Consider the following 19,738-nt stretch of genomic DNA (forward strand, 5'->3'; position numbering starts at 1 on the left):
GTGGGCCGAGCTGCGCGTGCATGGCGACCCGTTGGACCGTCGTCGAGGGCGACACCGCGAGCGATAACGGCCTCGCCCTGCGCTATCCGCGCACGCTCAGGTGTACGTGGTCGTAGTGCCCGCCCGTCGCGTCGTTGGTGTCGTAGATGCCCCCGCCGGTGTACGGCCGGCCCCAGCCGTCGGCGTCCGGAGACGACGGAGACCATATGCGGCCCTGCCAGATGATGTAGCGGACCTGCAGGGCAGTGGCGTGCGTCCGCAGCCAGCCGGCGATGCGCCAGCCGTTGGCGAGCTCGGCTCCTTCCGGGAAGACGCCGGCTTGGCCGGGGAAGAAGTCGCAGGCGCGGCCCCGGGGGTGGTCGCTGGACGGGTTCCACGCGTGCGCGTCCCAGCAGGTGAAGGACCGGATCGGGGCACCGGCGCCGGGAGCGCCGAAGGCGTGGAGGAGCTGCTCGAGCGCGTGGCGGGTGGCGGGGGTCAGGCACCCGGTGCTGCTGGGGTCGGGCGCGGTGCAGCCGTTCGTGGTGCCAGTGAACGGTGTCGGTGTGGGGAGGCCGTCGAGCACGACGGGCACGGGGGTTGCTGCAAGTTGCTGGGCCTGTATCCGGACGCGATCGATGTAGCTGGTGATGGTCTCGGCACAGCCGCTGTCGCACCCGGCCTCCCCGGCGGTCGGGATTCCGCTCGCGGAGCCGGTGACGCGGCTGCAGCCGGCGATATGGCAGACCAGAAGCGCATCGAGAGGATCGACGGGCTTGCCGGAGTCCGCGAGGTGGGTGCGGACCAGCTGCAGGTTCGCACACAGCCATGGCACCGCGATCTCGAGGTGCCGCACGGGGTGGAAGACGTCGGCCTCGGCCGGTGGCGGGGCGGTGTCCCACGAGGCGCCGCCCGCGCTGATCCAGGTCGGTTCCTGGAACTGGTAGAGACCCGCGGCTCGCCCCTGCGGGTTGTAGGCGTGTGGATTCCAACCGGACTCGGCGTTGATGTGCGCGGCGGCGAACGGCAACGGCAGTTCGGGGCAGCGAGCGTTGAGGACACGTTCGAGCTCGGGTATCAGGCGCGCGGCTCCTGCTGGCAGGGCACTGGTGTTGGCCGTCGTCTCGCTGGGTTGCGTGACTGCGACCCCGCCGATGAGGAGCCCCACGATGAGCACCGGAGCGATCATCAACGCGACGAGGCCGGTCCCGAGGATTCCGAGGCGCCCGGGCGAGGTCACGTCGGGTTGGTGGTGGGCAGTGTCGGTAGCGGGGTGTGGGGGTTGAGCGTGCGGTAGCGCTCGTTGTGGCTGCAGTCGGCGAACGGGCCGAGCGGATTGAGCAGTTCGCGGAGGCAGGGGTCGAGGTGGTCGCGGATCCAGAGTGAGAGGGCGACGCCGGGCTCGGCGGCCAGTTCGGTCCAGGCGCGGTGCAGGGCTTCGAAGCGCAGAACCGCCTCGGGGTGCTCCCACCAGACGGGACACCACTTCAGCTCGCCGCGGAGCGGTCGGGCGATCACGTTGGCCACGCTGCGGTGGACCCACTCGATGAGGGCTCGCTCGTCCAGCGAGTCGGGCGTTGGGTCGGAGTCATCGTCGGGATCCGTTGGCGGATGGAGGTCGAGCTCGACGTCGCCGTTGATCAGGTCGTCGAGCAGGTCGGACTGGTGCGCGCGCCAGGCTTCGAGAGCGTCGACGCGGGCGAGGAGTTCGGCCAGAGTCCGTGCGACGTCGTTGCTCACGTCGCCTCCTTCCACGAGCTGACGTAGCGGTCGGGACCGAGGGCCGCGCTGGCCGCGGTGCGCAGCTCGCGCAGGGCGGTGGCGGCGTAGGCGTTGATGTCGGTGGCGTCCTGCTCGCGGTACCAGGGCAGGAGCTCGCCGAGACCAGCGGGACGCCCGGTGGCGAGCAGGACGGCATGGGTCTTCGGCAACGCGCGCAGCTCGGACGCGGGCAGGATCGGCTGCCGGATGGTGGAGTACTGGTGCGACGGGCCGCCGCTGCGATTCACGCTGATCGACTGCTTCTCGACGTCGTGCTCGCCGATGAGGCCGGACAGCTTCTGCAGGAACGTGTGGTCGTCGACTCCGGCGCCGACGAGCTTGATCGTGGCGGCGGACCACAGGGCGTCCATGCCTTGTGCGCCCCACACGCCGACGCCCTGTTGGTAGCTCTGCAGCATGGTCATCACCTGCAGGCCGCGAGAGCCGAAGTGGCTGTAGAGCTGGGGGAGTTGCCGGATCGGGCAGATGTTGGCCGCTTCGTCGAGGACCGCGACCACGGGTGGGTCGACGCGTCCGCCGCGGGCCTGGGCGACGAGCTCGGCGACCTCGAGCATGCGGTCGACCAGGGCGGCGACAACGGGTGCGGCCGTGCCGGCGCCTTCCTTGGACAGCAGGTGCAGGGTCGTCGGTGTGTGCTCGGCGGTGGCGAGGATCTGCCACGGCTCGAGTTCGGTGATCTCGGTGCCGCCGGGCTCGCGCCAGGTCTCAGGTGGCGTGATCCAGCGCAGGATGCGTTCCGAGGTCAGGGCCTTGGTCGCGGTCCGCGCGGTTTGGAAGATCCCTTTGGTCGTGACCTCCGCGCCGGAGAGGCTGGCCTCGAGGTCGGCGGCTTCGTGGCCCGCGCCCGCCCGATCGAGGGCGGCGATGGCGTCCCGGCGGCCGACCTGCAGCCAGGACATCGCGTCGCGCAGCGTTCCGCCGGAGAGGGCTGCGGCGAGGAAGGTGCCGGTGAGGACCTGTTCGCCGGCTGCGTGGAAGAACGGGTCGCGGCGGGCGCCGCCGATGGTCTGCATGAAGTGCCCGGCGAGTCGGGCCGCGGCCTCGATCCGTGCGGCATCGGGTGCCTCGCGGATCGCGCGCAGCAGATCCCACCACCAGGTCTGGCGGTGGTAGGCGATCTCCTGCGGGTCGAACGTCCACACGGGACCGCGCTGGCTCCGCATCCCGGCGGTGAGCGCCCACAGGTCGGCCTTGTTGGACGTGGCGATCGCGAGCCCGGGCGCGGACAGGACCGCAGGCACGGCGATCGCGCTGGTCTTGTTCGCCCGCGGACCCATGATGACCAGTGCGACGTCCTCCCAGGACATGCGCACCTCGCGCCCGCCAACTCGCAGCATTCGGATGCCGAGGTCGCGGGCAGGTACGGGATCGGATCCCTGCAGCGCCGGGCGGAGTTGGCGCGCCTTGCGCTCCGCCGCGGACCCGGCCAGATCACCCAGCTGACGCGCTCGCAGCAGCGGAGCGTGTCGTACGGATCGTCGGACCAGCACCGTTGCCACCGTCGTAAGGCCGGCTTCCACGCCGAAAGCCGTGGCCAGCACCGTCCAGAAGACAGCCCCGGTCGCGGTGGGCGGAAGCGCGCCGGACGCGAGGGAGAACGGGAGCTGGAGCCCGAGCGGTGGGGCGGCCCAGCTGCCGGTGCTGATCAGCGCAGCCGTCCCGGTGGCGACCCACGTGTTGACCGACACCACCCCGACGGCGCCGAGCACACCGAGGAGCAGCAGCGGCGCAGCGGCGTCACGCGCCACCGCCCGCACCGGGGCGGTCACGGGTGCTGCTTCCGGCGTCGGAAGGCCCGGTCGGTGTCGTAGAGGGTGGATTCGGTCGGTGTGAGGGTGAGGGCCACGGGGAGCCCGATCCGTTGACCGGACTTGATGAGGTACTTGCCGCGGCCCGGGTGGGCGCGGCCGGTGTGCCAGGTCGGGGGTGCCGCCCACGAGGTGATCAGGGCGCGTTCGCCTTCGGTCAGCGAGGTGATGCGCGCGAGGCTGTCGAGTTCGGATTCGGCGAGGCCACCCAGGAGCAGGATCGCGTTGCGGGAGGCGAGTCCCCGTGCCTTGGCGCGGTCGGCCTCGGTGGGCAGGGCTTCGAGGTCGTCGAGGGAGTGGGTGATCTGGAACGAGACGACCCCGCGGTGGCGGCCGAGGCGGGTGATGCGGTCAGAGCGTTCGACGAGACCGGGGGCGGCGCGCAGGGCCCGCCACAGCTCGTCCTGCACCTGGATGACGTTGCGCGGCCTCGCACCGGTGCCCGCGGCGTCGACCACGCCGGCCGCCCAGGCCCAGGAGCAGAGCATCGCGGCGGCCACGACGTCGTCCTCGTCGTCGTCGAGCGCGCTGATGTCCAGCGAGAGCGCAGGCGCAGAGCGATCGGCACGCACGGTGGAGGGCCGGTCGAATAGGCCGCGGATCGCGCCTTCGCACAGCAGCCCGAGCGTGTTGACCAGGTCGCGCGTGGTCCGGGCGTAGTCGGATGTGCCGCGGCAGGCCGCGATCCGCCGCATCGCGTCCGGGCCTTCGGTGAGGACGCGGAGGACGTCGGGGACGAGCGGGTCGGCGTCGGCGTGGGCGGCGAGGTCGAGCGCGGCACCGAGCAACCGGCGTTCGGTGGTGGTGACGTCGGCGCGACGCACGATGGTGATCAGCGCCTCGACCAGGGACAGTCGCCGCGCGCGGATGGTCTCCGCCAGCCGGGTCCGCTCGGTGCCGGTCGCGCCGTCGAGCTCGGCCCGCAGCGGCCCGGCGTCGAGTGGGTTGAGGCTGTGCAGACCACGGCCGATCCGGAAGACGGTGCCGCCGAGGGCGGCGACCAGTGGGGTGTATTCACCCTTGACGTCGCCCGGCACGACCGCGCGCATCCCGAAGCCGACAAGGCCGGTCAGCATGCGCTTGGTGATCGAGGATTTGCCGATGCCGGGCTGTCCCTGCACCCACACACCGGTGTTGGACACCAGACCGGCTCGCAGCCAGTGGGCGGGGTCGAGTCCGATGGGTTCGGCGGTGTGCAGGTGACGGCCCAGGGGGACGCCGCGGACGTCGGCGCCGGCGGACACGGCGAACGGGAACAGTCCGCACAGCTGGCTGGTGGTGCCGGCGAACGCCGCTCCTGCCTCGACGTGGGCGGCGCGGCCTCCGCCGCGCAGGGGCCAGCCCCAGGCGCGGGGCACGGTGTCGGTGCTCATCACCGTCCCCCGCGGTGGGCGAGGAGTTCGGCGGGGTCGATGCCGATGCCGAGCGCGGCCGCGAACCCGGCGGCCTGTGATCCGCGCAGCCGGCGGAGCCGCAACTTCGCCTGTCCGGCGCGTTGCTCGACGTCGGCGGTTGCGGCGTCGAGGTCGGCGTCGTGCTGCACGGTTGTGGTGACGTAGGCGGTGATGCGTCCGACACCAGCGCCTTCGGCTTCCTCGCGTGCGGACTGCACGGCGCGGTCGCGGTCGTCGCGTTCGCGCTGGGTCTCGTCGCGGCGGGTGCGGGTCGCCCAGGCCCGGCGGATCTGGCCGCCGGTGACTTCGGCTTCGACCTTCGCGGCTGCCTGATCGGCGGGGTAGGGCTGGTAGAGCCAGGTGACGCGGCGGGGGAACACACCTGGGGCGAGCAGGGGTGCGAGCACGGTCGGGCCGATGGCCTGGCGTGGCGCCTCGCGCAGTGCCCAGCTGACGGAGACGGCATAGTCGTGCCGGTAGTGGTCCCAGCGTTCGAGCGCAGCGACCGGTCCGGCGTCGGCCCAGTGCAGCAGCTGCGCCGCGTCGCTTTCGGTGGCGATGTCGCGGTGCGCCGCCGGGTCGAACGCGGCGCGGATGCGGCCGGTGAGCCACCCGACTTCGGCGCGCCCGAGCACCGCCACGCCGCAGGTGCCGAGCGTGGCCTCGAGCCCGGGCAACCAACGGCCCGCTTCGACGACGGCCGCGAACAGATCGGGCGGCTTCGGGGTGGCCTGGTTCGGGTCGAGGCATACGGTCAGGCGGACGTCGACCGCGGCGCAGCTCGCCGGCGTCGCCGCCACCAACTCACCGAGCACCCGTTTGGCCAGCGTCGGAGCAGTCGGGTCGAGTTCACGGGCGACGTGCTCGGGGACGGTCGTGCCACCGGCAGGCACGGTGTCGACGGTGACCGCGATGTGGCGCACCAGCGGCTGGTAGCCCAGGTCGGCGAGGAACGCACCCCATGAGGCGACCCACGCGTCGGTCTGGTCGCGGTCGGCCAGGTCGAGGCCGACGGGGGAGCAGCGCAGGACCGCGGAGAGCGTCCCCGTGCGCCGGTTCCACAGCAGCGCGTGCCGCCCGCCGCGGCCGTCGTCGACGTCGAGGGGGAGGAGCGGGGCGAGTACCCCCGGCAGGTCGGCAGCGCGTGGGTGCTCGGTGAGCACCCCGGCCGAGAGCTCGGTCCAGCCGGCCGCCCGGGCCCGGGCGAACCTCCCCCGGCGCACGAGCACGTCGGCGAGGCTGACTCCGCCGACGCGCACGACGATGCCGGCCACAACGGCTGCGGCCGCTCCGGCGAGTGGCAGGACGAAGCCCGGCGCGACCGACACCGCCAGCAGCGGTAGGAGGATCGCGAGGAACACCGTGATCGTCGCGGCGCTGCTCAGCCCCGCGACGCCCCAGCCCCGTTCGGGGCGCCAGTTGCCGTAGAGCCGGGGTTCCACCGGCCGGTTCTCCGCGGACGTCATGACGGCCCGCCGTTCTGCGGTGGTGCGCCTGTCATGCGTTCGGCCGCACCGCTCGCCATGGCCCCACCGGCCGCGGCGGCCATGCCGGCCGCGCCTGCCCGTCCGGCGACTGCTGCTGCGCCAGCGGGCTGCGGTGACGCGCGCGTGGGGGCGGAACCGGGTCCGGTGGCCTCCATTGCGGCGGCGCGACGGACTGCGGGGGACTGGCCGTAACTGCGGGCCATGGTCGCGGCGCCGACGGCGCCGAGGAATCCGGAGCCGCCGCCGGAGGCGCCGCCAATCTGGGTGCCGGTCCAGGAGAAGAACTTGAGCATCACCGGCATCGCGATGACGGCCAGCACGAGCACCATCAGCCCGGTGATCAAGGTGCTGATGTCGCCCGGGGCGTTCGAGCTCGTCGTCGACAGGTAGGAGAAGCCGATGTAATAGATGAACGCGGCGGCCGGCTTGTAGGCGACGATGGCGATCAACCACACGATCAACCGGTCCAGCCACCCGCGCGTGGAGCGGGTCAGCGACCCGGAGGCAGCGAGCGGCAGCATCGCAGCCAGCACGAGCAGCCCGGCTTGGCGTATCGCCATCATCACCCACTGGACCAGTGAAAGCACGGCGGCGACGACCGCGACGAGCAGGATGACGAAGGTGCCCGCGGTGCTGGTGGTCAGTGCGTCGCGCATCAGGAGCGCGAAGTTGTTCGCCGCCCCGTTCAGCAGCTCCTGGGCCAGCGCGTCCCCGGCGCGCAGTGCGGCTTGCAGGACGGTGAGGCCGAGCGCGGACACGACGGCGAAGCGGAACAGCCCCGTCGCCACCATGATCAGCGGCTCGCCCTTGCGGCTCAGGATCATCCGGATCGCCTGCACGAGGACCGAACCGACGAGGATCGTCGCGACCAGGGGCGCGGTCACGTCCTGCGCGGCGAGCACGGCCGAGTCCGCGGGGTTGACGCTGTCGGTCTCCGCCCACCAGGTCGAGGTCGTCACGACGAGGTCGGCGGCGCCGCGGGCGACCTCGGTGACGAGCGCCTGGAACGTCGAGGAGATCGCCTGCCCGGCCTGGCAGCCCAGGTCGAACGTCCCGCATTCCTGCGGCGGCTGGGCGATCACGACTTCCGCCCGAGCAACGTGTAGCCGTCGGTGCCGGCATGGATCGACGGTGCCGGCAGCGGCACGCGCAGCTGCCAGTCCCCGTCGATCCAGCGCAGCGTCGCGTCGATGCGGGAGAGCCCTCCCAGGTCCCGGGCCTGGGGGGTCTCGGCCAGCAGCGACACGACGACGGCGTCGCCCCGCGGGTCGCCGGCGAGAATCCGGTAGTGCAGCGCCTGCGGCTGCAGCGCCGCACGGGAGGGCGAGTCCGACATCGGCAGCGCCGAGCGAAGCCGGGCCAGCGTGGTCGGGATGTCGCCGAAGCACTGCTCGGTAACGGTGGCTTCGGAGACGGCACCGGCAGCGGGGGAGACCCGCGCGGTGAGGTTGCTGGCGGCGATGGCCGCTCCGAGCTCGTCGTGGGCGAACCCGGCGCTGCGACCGTCGTGATGTTCGCGTGGTCCATGGGAGTCCGAGACGGCAGCGATCCCACCGGGAACCGCCTCGACCACCACAACGGGTTCCGGGGGTAGGTGCGGCGCCGGCTGGTCCGCGGTGAGGAACCCGATCGTGCCGATGAGCACCAGCACGACGGTCAGCCCGGCGCCGATCGCGAGACTGCGTCGCCATGCCGCCCATCCGGTCAGGGGCGCGCTCACAGCTGGAACGCCCCGACGATGAGCGCCGCGACCGACGCCAGCCCGAGCCCGCCGAGGACCCACGCCGAACCGACGAGGCCCTCGTAGGCGGTGGCCGAGCGGTTGCGGCGGCCAATGATCAGCATGAGGGCGCAGATCAGGATCCCGATCAGCCCGGCGAAGATCACGCCCCACTTCAGCCAACCGAGCAGCTGCGAGGCGAGTTCGTCCAGGCCCGGTGGAGCCGACGGGGGCGGGTCAGGTGGCGTGGCGAGCGGATCAGTCATCGTGCGGTCCTCCCGATCGTGGGTACGGGGCGTGCCAGCGGCGCAGCCGTGCGCCGGGTCGAGGCGGGGAGCGGAGCGCCGACCGCGGCCCGCAGCCCGCGGGCGGCGGTGGCGTAGCGGCGCAGCTGTCGGGGGAGCTCGGTGAGCGGCCGGGTGAGCAGGTCACGGACGTCGTCGAGCGGGACCGCGAGTTCCCGCCACCGGCGGACGAAAGGCAGCACCACCACGGCCGAGGTGTGCGGCTCGAGCAACCGCAGCCGCGCTGTGACCGGGCGGCTGGGGCCGGATGCGTCGGCGGCGGTGACGGCGACGACGGGTCGATGGCCAGCGGCGGCGAGGACGTGGGTGGCGCGGGACGCGCGCACGAGTGAGTCGCCGGTCGCGCGGCAGACCAGGACGTCGACCGGTCGGCCGGTGAAGACGCCGCGGTCGAGGCCGGCGATCGCGCGCGCCACCGTGGTGGCGCCGACGCCGCCGGCCACGCCCGCGACGGTGACCCGTGCCGGACCGCGCCGCGCAGCTGCGTCTCGCCCGTCGGTACTGACCATGTCCGCTCCTCGCGCCTGGAACCGCTGGCAGGACGATGGCGAGCGGACGTGGTCGCGGGATGGCGCGGACGTGGTTGATGCCTGGTGAGCGGCGACAACGCCGTGACCACGCGTCGTCGTGGCTGCTCGGCCGAGCAGCGGCGTCGTTGTCCGACGAGCCGTCGGATCCGGGCTGCGCGAGCCGGCTGCTCGGCTGCCTCGACACCTTCGATCGGCGCCGGAGAGCTGCGTCATGTGAGCGAGAGGCGGCGTCGGCGTGACGACCACGGCGCGCCACGGGACGACCACCCCAGAGGAGCACGGTCTGCGACGGTCGAAGGAGGAGGCATTCGTGACGATCCGTCGTGTGGTGGTTCCCGGCCCTAGCGGTCGTGAGGAGCGCCGCTGGCAGTCCGTCGAGAACCTGTGCTGTCCGGTCTGTCGGCGCTCGGTGCGGGCCCAGCCACCGGGCTACTGGCGTGTCGCCGACGGTCCGGTCCCCAGCTGGTCGCATCGCGATGGACGCGCGTTGTGCCGTATCCGCACCGACGACGGCACCCGCTTCGTCGATCCCGTCCCCCGGTCGGCGGCGACTCGTTCCCACCAGGCTGATCGAGGTGGGAGCGCTGCTGGCCCGCAGCTCGGGTGACGAACCCTGAGCGTGCCGTGGACGCCGGCGGCGGCTTCGGATCGAGCACCCCGACGGCGCTAGCACACGCAGCCAGAGGCGGTAGCTCAGTTCTTCGATTCGGCCACCAGCCGGGTGGCCGCTATCTCGCCCTCCCTCATGCCGAGCTGAGAGTCCGGGTTCGACCAGCGCCACGATACGACCAGTGATGCCACCGACAGGGCACCTGCACATCACCCCAGGTTGATCGCCGGCGCGCCGGCGCTCCTTGGCAAAGCCGTACTCAACGAGTAGGAGGAGACCAGCATGCGAATTGTTCCGACAGGGTCGCCGTCCAAGCGATGGCTGCGCGTCACGATGCTGGCACTGATCACTGTCTGCCTCGGAGTGAGTGTCTCCGGCGGGGCGGCGGCAGCGGGGCCGCCGCCACCCGCGGCCCCGATACCCGAGACCGGACGTCCCGGGCCCAGGGGAGCGGAATTCTCGGAACCGGAACCGCCTTCCACCGCGTCGGCGCCCGGCCCGGCGGCGATGCAACCCCAGCCGACTGCGCTGAACACCTTCATCGACCCGGCGCGGCTGGAGTCGCTCCAGCAGTCGATCGTCGGGCTCGTCACGATCTGGGAAGAGCCTGTCGATCCGTTCGCGATGCCCGCCATCACGGAGCCTCAGGACCCGGCGGCACCACCCGAGCTACCGGTCATGTCGATCTGCACCGGCTGGTTCGACACACCGACCACTGTCGTCACCGCGGGACACTGCGTCGATCCGAAGGAGGGTCGGCTGGCGATGCACATGCAGGACGGCCCGGTAGACCCGGAGACTGAGTGGCCGCTTCCTCTTGATCCCGGACTTTCCGAACCGCAGCGCACCGTGTGGGCGTTTCAACCGCGGGAGCTTCCGGGCGCGGTCCTCACCTCGCCGGTCATCGTGCGTGTGCACAGCTTCCGGTCCGCTGAGGAGGGCGATACCGCCAAGCTCGAGGTGCACGGCCTGCCTCCGGCCAAGCCCCTCGCGATCGCGCCGAATGCGCCTCAGCTCGGTGAGCCCGTGACGTCCATCGGATTCCCGGGTCTGAACATCAGCGAGACCGATGGCATTGACATCCCCGGTCTGCTGAGTGGTGGCAAGGCACCGGCGGACGTCCTGCAGGACTCCCGGCTCCAGCCCGCGAGCACCAGCGGCACGATCATCGCCCGGCAGTTCCGGCAGGGCGTCGCTGTGAACCAGGTCAGCGCGGACTTCGACCAGGGCATGTCCGGTGGGCCCACGGTCAACTCCCGCGGCGAGGTCTGCGGGATCAACAGTCAGATGGCTGTGCCGTTCTTCGGGCAGAACTTCAATGTCATCACCGACACCAGCATGCTTCGCGAGTTTCTGGGCGTGGGGGTAGAAGTGGCCGAGGCGCAGGAATCAGGCGTCGAACCCACCAGTCGGGCCGCTGCACTGGTCGAGCCCATTGGCGCCGCTGAAAAGGGTGTGTTCCATGGCTGGCCTCTCGTCTTCTCCGGGCTCGGCGGGGTCGTCGTGGGTGGCGGACTTGTCGCCTGGTGTCTGAAGCGCACCAGGCGATCGCGGCTCAGCACGGAGTAGGCACACGCGTGTCCACGACGAGGACGGCCGTCTTGGTAGCGGGCAGGTCGGCGGTGGGCGCCGAGCGGTCCCTCGAAGTAGGCCCGGCTCGCCCGATCCACCAGGGACTCGAGCAGTGAGTGGAACAGCCGCGGGGCGAGATCGTCCAGCAGGGTGGCTTCGATCACCCGTCGCGCCGTGAGCATGTCGCTCAGCGGTGCGCCCTGGACCTGGAGCAGGACGCCGGCCTGCTTGGCTACCGAGTCGATTCGGGGGACGGCGACTCGCGGGCCACCGCCCTTGCCGATCTTCACGGTCAGCAGGCCTTCGGACTCGAGGATCCGCAGGGCCGCCCGCATGGTCGGGCGGGCTACCTCGAAGGTCTCCAGCAGCGCCGTCTCCGAGGGGAGCGGGTCGCCGGCCACCAGCTCGCCGCGGGCGATCTGCTCGCGGATCCGGTGGGCGACGAGCTCGGCCATCCTGCGCGAACCCGTCGGGCGGACCATAACTGCTCCGCTCCTCTCGACGTCGGACGACCGGGCTCGGCGGGAGCACTCTCGCCGTCACCCCTGGACGGTCTGCGTTGCGGCGGATCTGCTCCTGGCTGATCCGCCTCATCGATGCGCCCTCCAGCGGGAAGCGCAAGGTCCTTGCCGGGTCGGCGGTGAGGGTGGTGCTGGTTCCCCAGAGGTCCGCAGCCTTGCGGGTGTCGTAGGACTCGGCCGAGGAGCGGACCTCGCGCGTGCCGTTGAAGTACCTGCCGGTGGTGTCGGCCAGCTGCGGGTCGAGGACGAGCCGGGCGAGCGCGGTGCCGGCCTGTGTCGGCGTGCGGCGGTTGATGCCCGAGACGAGGGTCAGGGCGGGCATGACCCGCTTCCAGGCGAAGGTGCGGAAACCGCGGAGGTCCCGGGCGAGTCCGGTGCCCGGCATCTGTCCAGGATCGAAGGCATTGAACGTGGCGACCTCCGCCGGGATCCGCCGGGCGAACTCGTAGGCGGCCAGGATGTTGCAGAGCTTGGACGCGGTGTAGCGGCGTTGCCCCGCGTGCATCGGGCGTGCGGGGTCGGCGTCGTCGTCGGGATGCGCGAGTCGGCGCGCGCTGGTGTAGCCGGGTGGTGGGAAGCCGGTGCCGGGCGGGGTCGTGGGTGGCGCTGGAGACGAACACCATCCGGCCCGGCGCCGGCATGCTCGGCAGCACCTCCTGCACCAGCAGGAAATGAGCCATATGGTTGACGGCGAACGTCTCCTCGATCCCGTCGCCGGTGAACTTCGTGCCGGAGACGTTCAGCAGACCGGCGTTGCAGACCACCGCATCGAGCGGCGGCAGGTCACAGGCGAACCGGCGGACCTCCGCGAGCGACCCGAGGTCGAGGTGGCGACTCCTCGCGTGGTGGCCCAGCCGGGCGGTGGCCTCGGCCACGACGCCGCGGCCGGTGATCACGGCGTCCCAGTCGCCGTCGGCGAGGATCGCCTGCGCCGTCCGGAATCCGAGGCTGCCCGTGCCGCCCGTGATCAGTGCCGTACGCCCGGGAGCTCATGTGTGACCACCCCTCCGGCGATGCGTGGAGTATGCCGCCTGATTACGAGATTACAACGCAAGTCAAGGGGTCGATCGGCTGGCGGACGCCGCGCGCGGTGTGGCCCGTGGCTCGCCGCCAAACAGACCTACCAGGTCGCAGAGACTCGGGCGCAGACGAGGACCCGCCGCAACTCTCCTGGCATGCAGGCAGGGATGCAGGTCCACGGTCCGGTCAGGTGCGGTCTCGGGGCTCCCGTCGACGTCGTCGTGTAGGTGCCGAGAGTGGCGACCGCGGCGGCGGGTCCGGACTTCCCGCGGTCAGGCCGGCCGCGAGGAGGTCGTCGACCCACCGCTGATCGGCTACCTCACGCACGCCAGTGCTCGGCCCGTGTGCGTCATCGGCCTGAGACTTGGTGTACCGAACCTGGTACGGGCTGCGCCGGATCCGAGCCCAGCGCGACGATCCGATTGTCGGCGTCGACATGTACCACTGCGGGCACGTGGTCGGCCACGGCGGACTGGGGCACCTGTTGGAACGCCATGATGATGGTGAGATCACCGGGGTGTATCAGGTGTGCCGCGGCGCCGTTGATACCGATCACACCACTGCCTCGCCGGCCAGCGATCGCATATGTGGTGAGGCGGGCACCGTTGGTGATGTCGACCACCTGAACCTGTTCGCCCTCGACCAGGTCCGCCGCTTCCAAGAGCGTCTGATCGATCGTCACTGAGCCGACATAGTGCAAATCGGCCTCGGTAACCGTGACGCGATGGATCTTTCCGCTGAGTAGAGTCCGATGCTTCTCAGGCTGACTCATCGCACTCCTTCCTGGGCCGCCGGGCTGCACGGATAAGACGTGAACTCACCCATATCGATAACACAGCGGGCGTCCGGCGCGGACGAACGTGTGTAAGGTCTCAGCGTCCGCTGGTCGTGTGTGCACGACTGCCCTTGCCCCCGAGGTTCCCGCACCCGAGGTGTGCGAGCTGATGACGACCTACGTCAGGGGATCGGCTCACTGGAACGGCGTGCTGGCGTCGGAGGGGGCGCGAGCCCGACCCTGGCCCCTGTCGTGCGCGGCCGGGAACACCACTCGCGTCATCGAGCATCGTGGTCGCGGCCGTACCGGAGCAGGAGGACATCGTCCTCATGCAGGATCTCTAGGAGCTTCAGAGGGTGGTGGTGTCCGCTCTCCGGGCCTATGGCGATCCGGCCAGCGGTGCCCCCGACAAGCAGGGGCGCGACCGTGAGGCACAGCTCGTCTACTGCGTCTGCGGCCACGAGTTCGCCGAAGAATGTGGGTCCGCCCTCACAGAGCACACGGTGCAGGCCGCGGCGGGCCAGCTCGGCCAGCACCAGATCCGGGGTGAGGCGATCGAGCGCGACGATGTCGCCGCCTGCAGCGGCGAGGAGATTCCGGCGCTCGTGCGGCGCGGAAGCAAGGGTGAGGACGATTGGGGGCACGTGCGTGTCGGTGAACAGCCTGCTGGCCGGATCGAGCTGGGCTGAGCCGCTGACGACCGCGATCGGCGTGCCCCCGCTGCGGACGCCACCGTAATCTTCGGCGCGCACCGTCCCAGCCCCTACGAGGACGACGTCTGCGAGCTGGCGCAGGAGCATGAATACGCGCCTGTCGGCGGGGGAACCTAGGCCCGCGGTGCGGCCCTCGAACGTGCATGCGCCGTCGGCTCTCGCCACGAAGTTCACGCGCACGAACGGCGCGTTGAGAGCCTCGGGGTAGGCATAGCGGTCCGTGAGTTGCGCGTCGTTCAGAGCGTCGTCGACCGGCAGGAGGGGCTGCATTAAGTCATCCCAGCACAAGCGCAAGGCTGCGCTGCAGTGCGGCAATCTTCACCCGCGATCATGGCGATGGTTCCGGCGGTCAACTGCAGGACGGACGTGCAAGCCGGGCGTCCACCCGGCGCGACGGCTATTTCGACAGTGTTCACGAGTATGCTATTGCTCGTGGCGGATCGAGTCGTCGAGTGCCAACGTTCGATTCACTTCGAGTTCGCCGCGCAGGGCGGCTCGGACGGTGACGTAATCGTGTGCCGCGGCGACATCGTGCACACGCATGATGTGGCCGCCTGCGTCCAGGCAATGGCCGACGGCGGCCAATGTGCCCGCAAGGCGCTCGCTCGGACGGCGGCCGGTGAGCGCTCCTATGAAGTCTTTGCGTGATACCGCAAGCAGCAGTGGTCGTCCCAGCGCGTGCAGGTCCTCGAAGCGTCGCAACAGCTCGATCGTCTGGAGCGGGGTCTTGGCGAAGTCGGGGCCGGGGTCGAGGATCAATGCATCATCGGCCACGCCGCGAGCGGTGGCGGCTCGCATCCGGTCGGCGAGGAAGCTGACGACGTCATTCGTGACGTCGTCATATCGATCGGGGTCCTGCAACCGTTGCTTGGGTGCTGCACGGGTGTGCATCAGCACCAACGCGGCACCGGTGCGCGCGCAGACGTCCGCGAGCGCGAGGTCGCGCAGCCCGCTCACGTCGTTGACGAGGACGGCCCCGGCGGCGATGGCCGCTTCCGCGACTTCGGCCTTATACGTGTCCACCGAGACGATGGCACCCAGCTCGTTGACGATTCGCTCGATCAGTGGCACGACTCGCTTGATCTCGTCTTCCGCACGAAGCGCGGGCTGGTTCGTCACGGCTGACTCGCCACCGACATCGATGATGTCCGCGCCCTCAGTCAGCAGTTGCGAGGCGCGCTCCAGTTGGGAGTCGACGCCGCGGACGGTGCCCCCGTCGGAGAACGACTCCGGAGAGGCATTGACGACTCCCATCAACCAGGGCCGGACGCCGAGCGTGAGGACTCGTCCGACGGCGGTCACCTCGGAGCAGCGCGGGCCCATCGTCCTCCTCGGCGAGCGGTACGTGGAAGCAGGGTTGCGCCGTGTTGTGCCAGCCGCCACGACTTCTCCATCCATCCTGTACTGAAAACGAGGTTCTCAGTACAGTCCTACCTCGTGGTGGTGTCAACTCGACTGCCTGCAAGGGCGGTGGTCTCGGGCGCCGGACGTGCAGTGCGAGGATTCGGTGGTGCGCAGGTGGGCCGGCGACGACTTGCCGGTGGTCGGTCCGTGCCGAGGTTTGGACCGCCTCGTGTGGTCCGGCCCGGTGGGCGCTCGCTGGTCGTCGTGCCGGCTGTCCGCCTCGGTCCTGTCTGCGACCAAGGCTGGGCTATTGAGCGCAAATATCTATCTGTATAGTCGGCCCGGTTATCGGCCGGGAGGTCCTGTCGTGCGGGATGCAGCGATCGTCGAGGCGGTGTGGACGCCCGTGGGCAAGTGGGTGGTGGGCTGTCCAGAGCGTCGGCAGTGTCGAGTCCGTGTCGCGCCCGCCGACCGGCTCGGCTGCGGCCGGAGCGTGCCGGTGGGTAGTCCCGACGGCACGATCTCCAAGCTGATGTGACAGCCCGATTCGGCGCAGACCCACACGGGTGGACGAAGGAGAGATGTGAACATCGTCGTGCTGGTCAAGCAGGTGCCCGACACGTATTCGGAGCGGAAGCTGAGGTCCGACGGCACGTTGGACCGGGACGCCACCGACGCGGTGCTCGACGAGATCAACGAGCGCGCCGTGGAGGCTGCTCTGCAGCTCAAGGAGGCCCACGACGGTTCCGAGGTGACCGTTCTCACGATGGGCCCGGACCGGGCCACCGACGCCATCCGCAAGGCGCTGTCGATGGGTGCGGACAAGGCGGTGCACCTGTCGGACGAGGCGCTGGCCGGGTCGTGCGCGGTGCAGACGGCGCGGGCGCTGGCCAAGGCGATCGGCACGGTGGAGGGCGTGGACCTCGTGGTGGCCGGCAACGAGGCCTCCGACGGCCGCTCGGCCGCGGTGCCGGCGATGGTGGCCGACGTGCTGGGGCTGCCGGCCCTGACGCACGCCCGGGAGATCACGGTGGATGGGTCCTCGGTCACGGTGAAGCGCGAGACCGACGACGGCGTCACGGTCCTGACCGCGGAGCTGCCGGCGGTGGTGAGCGTGGGCGAGAAGATCAACGAGCCGCGGTACCCGTCGTTCAAGGGGATCATGGCGGCGAAGAAGAAGCCGGTGGCGACGATCGGGCTGGCCGACGCCGGCATCGACGGCTCGGAGGTGGGGCTGGCCTCGGCGCTGTCGACGGTGACCTCGTCGCAGCCCAAGCCGCCCAAGAGCGCGGGTGAGAAGGTCGAGGACGAGGGTGACGGCGGCGCGAAGATCGCCGCGTACCTGGTGTCGCAGAAGCTCATCTGAGACGGATCGACGAGAGAGAAGGAGACGGACCCATGGCTGAGGTGCTGGTCCTCGTCGACCACCTCGAGGGTGAGATCAAGAAGAGCACGTACGAGCTGCTGACCGCGGCGCGGGCGCTGGGCGAGCCGTCCGCGGTCGTCGTCGGCCCCGCGGGTACCGCGGGCAAGCTGGCCGACGGGCTCAAGGAGTACGGGGCGGCGAAGATCTACGTGGCGGAGACCGATTCGAGCGAGTTCCTCTCGCCCGAGGTGTCGGTGCTGTCGTCGCTGGTGGAGTCGAAGGACCCGGCGGCGGTGCTGATCGCGGTGTCCGCGGACGGCAAGGAGATCGCCGGCCGGGTGGCCGTGCGCACGGGCTCCGGGCTGCTGGGCGACGTCGTGGCCGTCTCGCCGGAGGGCACCACGCACTCGGTGTTCGGCGGTGCGTTCATCGCCGAGGCGAAGTCGAACACCGGGCACCCGGTGATCACGCTGCGGCCGGGTTCGGTGGACGCCGAGCCGGCGCCGGGCGCGGGCGCGGAGGAGGCGGTGGAGGTGGCCGCCGGCGGCGGGCGCTCGGCCACCGTCTCGAGCCGGGAGCCGATCACCGGCGGGGACCGCCCGGAGCTCACCGAGGCATCCGTGGTGGTGTCCGGTGGCCGCGGTGTGGGCTCGGCCGACGACTTCTCGGTGGTCGAGGCGCTGGCCGACTCGCTCGGCGCGGCGGTCGGCGCGTCGCGTGCGGCCGTGGACTCGGGCTACTACCCGCACCAGTTCCAGGTGGGCCAGACCGGGAAGACGGTCTCCCCTCAGCTGTACATCGCGCTGGGCATCTCCGGTGCCATCCAGCACCGGGCCGGGATGCAGACGTCGAAGACGATCATCGCGGTGAACAAGGACCCGGAGGCGCCGATCTTCGAGATCGCCGACTACGGCGTGGTGGGCGACCTGTTCAAGGTCGCCCCCCAGCTCGCCGGACAGATCACCACTCGGAAGGGCTGACGTGCCGGAGGGGCGCGGCGAGACGGTGGTGCTGGTTCACGGGCTCGGCTCGTCGTTCCGGCACAACTGGGAGACGACCGGCTGGGTCGATGTTCTGCGCGGGGAAGGGCACGAGGTCGTCGGCGTGCAGCTGCCCGGCCACGGTGCGAGCGGCCCGAGCGGCGTCGGCGCCGACGAGCCCGACGCGGCGGACCGGATCCTGCGGGTCGCAGCGTCCTTCGACGCGGTGAGCGCGGTCGGGTTCTCGGCCGGTGCCGTCGCCGTCCTGCGCGCGGCGGCTCGCCGGCCGGGCTCCTTCCGCCGGCTGGCCGTGCTCGGCATCGGCGACCGGGTGTTGAGGCCGAGCACTGCCGAGGCCACCACCCGGCTGGCTGACATGATCGATGCACGGGAGGAGCCGGACGACGTGCACGGTCGGTTGTTCCGTCGGATGGCCGCCACGGCGGGGAACGATCCGGCCGCGGTGGCCGCTTACCTCCGCGCGGCGCCGGGCGCGGTCCCGCCCGCGGAAGTGGAGAGGATCACCGCGCCCACGCTGGTGGTCGTCGGCGACCGCGATCCGGCGGCGCCGGCGGACCGGCTGGCGGCAGTCCTCCCGGACAGCCAGAGCGTCGTCCTCCGGGGTGTGGACCACTTCGCCACGACCGGGGACATACGGTGCCTCGACGCCGTCGTGACGTTCCTCGCAGCCTGAGGGGACCCATTGACGACGATGACGGGCGGGTCCGACGCGGGTAGCTCCATGCCGTGGCTCGATGTGCGGCGGCTCGCAGACAGCGGGTCACAGGACCTGCTCGACGTCGACGGTGCGATCCGCCGGCCGCTGATGGTGGTCGCCCTCGATGCGCCGGTGGAGCCTGCGGTGGCGGATGCGGCGGCGCGTGCCGTGGCGGATGTCGACCGGGTCGTCGTCGGAGTCACCACCAGCCCGGCTCTCGATCCCATGCTGGTCCCGCTGGTCAGAGCGCTCGACCTCACCCTCGTTCCGGCGGGCCCGGCCGTTCCCCGGGAGCGGGTCGGCGTACCGGATCCGATCGCCGAGGCCGCAGAACTGCACCGGCTGGTCGCAGCGAACCCACAGGCCGCCACGGTGCTCGCGGGTCTGTTGCGCTGGTCGGGGTCCCTCCGGGTCCCCGACGCGCTCGACGCGGAGTCGCTGGCCTACTCCACCCTCCTGGGCGGCGACGAGTTCCGACGGTGGCTCGATCTCCGCGGTCCCCGGCCGCTGCCGGCTCCTGCGGCCACCGAGCCGGTGCTCGTCGCTCGGGACGGGGATGAGCTGCGGATCACGCTGCACCGGCCGGAGCGCCGCAACGCATACGGCCGGGAGATCCGGGACGCGCTCGTCGCGGCACTCGAGATCGCGGTGCTCGACACCGGCGTGACGCGGGTGGTGCTCGACGGCGCCGGCCCGCTCTTCTCGGCGGGCGGTGATCTTGCCGAGTTCGGTACGGCGCCCGACCTCGCCACGGCGCACGTCGTCCGCAGTCGCGGAGGTGCTGGTCGGCTGCTGCACCGCCTGGCCGACCGGCTCGAGGTGCGGGTGCACGGCCCGTGCGTGGGCGCGGGGATCGAACTGCCGGCGTTCGCCGGTCGCGTCGTCGCCCGCAGCGACGCCACCTTCCGGCTGCCGGAGGTCGCCATGGGCCTCATCCCCGGTGCCGGCGGAACGGTCAGCATCGTGCGCCGCATCGGTCGCTGGCGCGCCCTGCACCTCGCCCTCACCGGCCGGCCGCTCGCCGCCGGCACCGCGTTGCAGTGGGGCCTCGTGGACGAGGTGGAGCCCGCCGGCGAAGCATCCGATGCCCTCCGCTGATCACGCTGTGCACGGC

General features: G+C 71.2%; 17 protein-coding genes and 2 pseudogenes. 5 read left to right on the forward strand and 14 right to left on the reverse strand.

The window, feature by feature from the left end; genetic code table 11:
* Positions 1 to 82: 82 nt before the first annotated feature.
* From FB558_RS18310 to FB558_RS18350, 9 genes are read right to left on the reverse strand one after another with little or no spacing between them, the layout of a single operon-like run.
* Positions 83 to 1,219, reverse strand: a complete 1,137-nt coding sequence (locus FB558_RS18310) for a VldE C-terminal domain-containing protein (RefSeq protein ID WP_142055072.1) — start codon at positions 1,217 to 1,219, stop codon at positions 83 to 85.
* Positions 1,216 to 1,719 carry a DUF4913 domain-containing protein gene (locus FB558_RS43315; protein ID WP_170231386.1) on the reverse strand — a complete coding sequence of 168 codons (504 nt, stop codon included), beginning with the start codon at positions 1,717 to 1,719 and terminating at the stop codon, positions 1,216 to 1,218. Before FB558_RS43315 ends, FB558_RS18310 begins: the two co-directional genes overlap by 4 nt.
* Positions 1,716 to 3,530 (reverse strand): type IV secretory system conjugative DNA transfer family protein, encoded by a 1,815-nt coding sequence (locus tag FB558_RS18320; RefSeq protein WP_142055076.1) that lies wholly within the window; start codon positions 3,528 to 3,530, stop codon positions 1,716 to 1,718. The genes FB558_RS43315 and FB558_RS18320 overlap by 4 nt, the downstream gene beginning before the upstream one ends.
* The gene (locus tag FB558_RS18325; protein WP_142055078.1) at positions 3,527 to 4,942 is read right to left on the reverse strand and encodes a hypothetical protein; all 1,416 of its coding nucleotides are present in this window, start codon (positions 4,940 to 4,942) and stop codon (positions 3,527 to 3,529) included. Before FB558_RS18325 ends, FB558_RS18320 begins: the two co-directional genes overlap by 4 nt.
* A complete protein-coding gene (locus FB558_RS18330) occupies positions 4,942 to 6,429 on the reverse strand; it encodes an SCO6880 family protein (protein WP_142055080.1) in 1,488 nt (495 codons plus the stop codon). Before FB558_RS18330 ends, FB558_RS18325 begins: the two co-directional genes overlap by 1 nt.
* Positions 6,426 to 7,532 carry a TrbL/VirB6 family protein gene (locus FB558_RS18335; RefSeq protein WP_142055082.1) on the reverse strand — a complete coding sequence of 369 codons (1,107 nt, stop codon included), beginning with the start codon at positions 7,530 to 7,532 and terminating at the stop codon, positions 6,426 to 6,428. Before FB558_RS18335 ends, FB558_RS18330 begins: the two co-directional genes overlap by 4 nt.
* Entirely contained in the window at positions 7,529 to 8,170 is a 642-nt protein-coding gene (locus tag FB558_RS18340; protein WP_142055096.1) for a DUF8175 domain-containg protein, read from the reverse strand. The genes FB558_RS18335 and FB558_RS18340 overlap by 4 nt, the downstream gene beginning before the upstream one ends.
* On the reverse strand, positions 8,167 to 8,436 hold the full coding sequence (locus FB558_RS18345; RefSeq protein ID WP_142055098.1) for a hypothetical protein: 270 nt from the start codon (positions 8,434 to 8,436) through the stop codon (positions 8,167 to 8,169). The genes FB558_RS18340 and FB558_RS18345 overlap by 4 nt, the downstream gene beginning before the upstream one ends.
* Positions 8,433 to 8,984 (reverse strand): hypothetical protein, encoded by a 552-nt coding sequence (locus tag FB558_RS18350; protein WP_142055100.1) that lies wholly within the window; start codon positions 8,982 to 8,984, stop codon positions 8,433 to 8,435. The genes FB558_RS18345 and FB558_RS18350 overlap by 4 nt, the downstream gene beginning before the upstream one ends.
* Positions 8,985 to 9,897: 913 nt before the next feature.
* Between FB558_RS18350 and FB558_RS18355 the strand changes: the two genes are divergently transcribed.
* Positions 9,898 to 11,184 carry a trypsin-like peptidase domain-containing protein gene (locus tag FB558_RS18355; protein WP_142055102.1) on the forward strand — a complete coding sequence of 429 codons (1,287 nt, stop codon included), beginning with the start codon at positions 9,898 to 9,900 and terminating at the stop codon, positions 11,182 to 11,184.
* Positions 11,185 to 11,471: 287 nt separating this feature from the next.
* Here FB558_RS18355 and FB558_RS45710 read toward each other — a convergent pair.
* The 5 genes and pseudogenes from FB558_RS45710 to folP form a co-directional block, all read right to left on the reverse strand.
* Positions 11,472 to 11,669, reverse strand: a pseudogene (locus FB558_RS45710) (FadR/GntR family transcriptional regulator); the annotation flags it as partial.
* Positions 11,670 to 12,286: 617 nt separating this feature from the next.
* A pseudogene (locus FB558_RS45715) lies at positions 12,287 to 12,679 on the reverse strand (SDR family NAD(P)-dependent oxidoreductase); the annotation flags it as partial.
* 398 nt (positions 12,680 to 13,077) lie between these two features.
* Complete coding sequence (gene panD / locus FB558_RS18370; protein WP_142055106.1) at positions 13,078 to 13,500, reverse strand: aspartate 1-decarboxylase; 423 nt, start codon at positions 13,498 to 13,500, stop codon at positions 13,078 to 13,080.
* Between the two features lie 281 nt (positions 13,501 to 13,781).
* Positions 13,782 to 14,486: a pyrimidine reductase family protein gene (locus FB558_RS18375; protein ID WP_142055109.1), complete on the reverse strand. Its 705-nt coding sequence runs from the start codon at positions 14,484 to 14,486 to the stop codon at positions 13,782 to 13,784.
* 153 nt (positions 14,487 to 14,639) lie between these two features.
* Positions 14,640 to 15,539, reverse strand: coding sequence for a dihydropteroate synthase (folP, locus tag FB558_RS18380; protein WP_142055111.1), 900 nt, complete (start codon positions 15,537 to 15,539; stop codon positions 14,640 to 14,642).
* 604 nt (positions 15,540 to 16,143) lie between these two features.
* Between folP and FB558_RS18385 the strand changes: the two genes are divergently transcribed.
* From FB558_RS18385 to FB558_RS18400, 4 genes are read left to right on the forward strand one after another with little or no spacing between them, the layout of a single operon-like run.
* Positions 16,144 to 16,926 (forward strand): electron transfer flavoprotein subunit beta/FixA family protein, encoded by a 783-nt coding sequence (locus FB558_RS18385; RefSeq protein WP_142055113.1) that lies wholly within the window; start codon positions 16,144 to 16,146, stop codon positions 16,924 to 16,926.
* Between the two features lie 32 nt (positions 16,927 to 16,958).
* The gene (locus tag FB558_RS18390) at positions 16,959 to 17,906 is read left to right on the forward strand and encodes an electron transfer flavoprotein subunit alpha/FixB family protein (protein ID WP_142055115.1); all 948 of its coding nucleotides are present in this window, start codon (positions 16,959 to 16,961) and stop codon (positions 17,904 to 17,906) included.
* Position 17,907: 1 nt separating this feature from the next.
* Positions 17,908 to 18,600, forward strand: a complete 693-nt coding sequence (locus FB558_RS18395) for an alpha/beta fold hydrolase (RefSeq protein ID WP_142055117.1) — start codon at positions 17,908 to 17,910, stop codon at positions 18,598 to 18,600.
* A gap of 48 nt (positions 18,601 to 18,648) precedes the next feature.
* Positions 18,649 to 19,722, forward strand: coding sequence for an enoyl-CoA hydratase/isomerase family protein (locus FB558_RS18400; protein ID WP_211366664.1), 1,074 nt, complete (start codon positions 18,649 to 18,651; stop codon positions 19,720 to 19,722).
* Positions 19,723 to 19,738 lie beyond the last annotated feature (16 nt).

Source organism: Pseudonocardia kunmingensis (genome assembly GCF_006716445.1).
Lineage (GTDB): Bacteria > Actinomycetota > Actinomycetes > Mycobacteriales > Pseudonocardiaceae > Pseudonocardia > Pseudonocardia kunmingensis.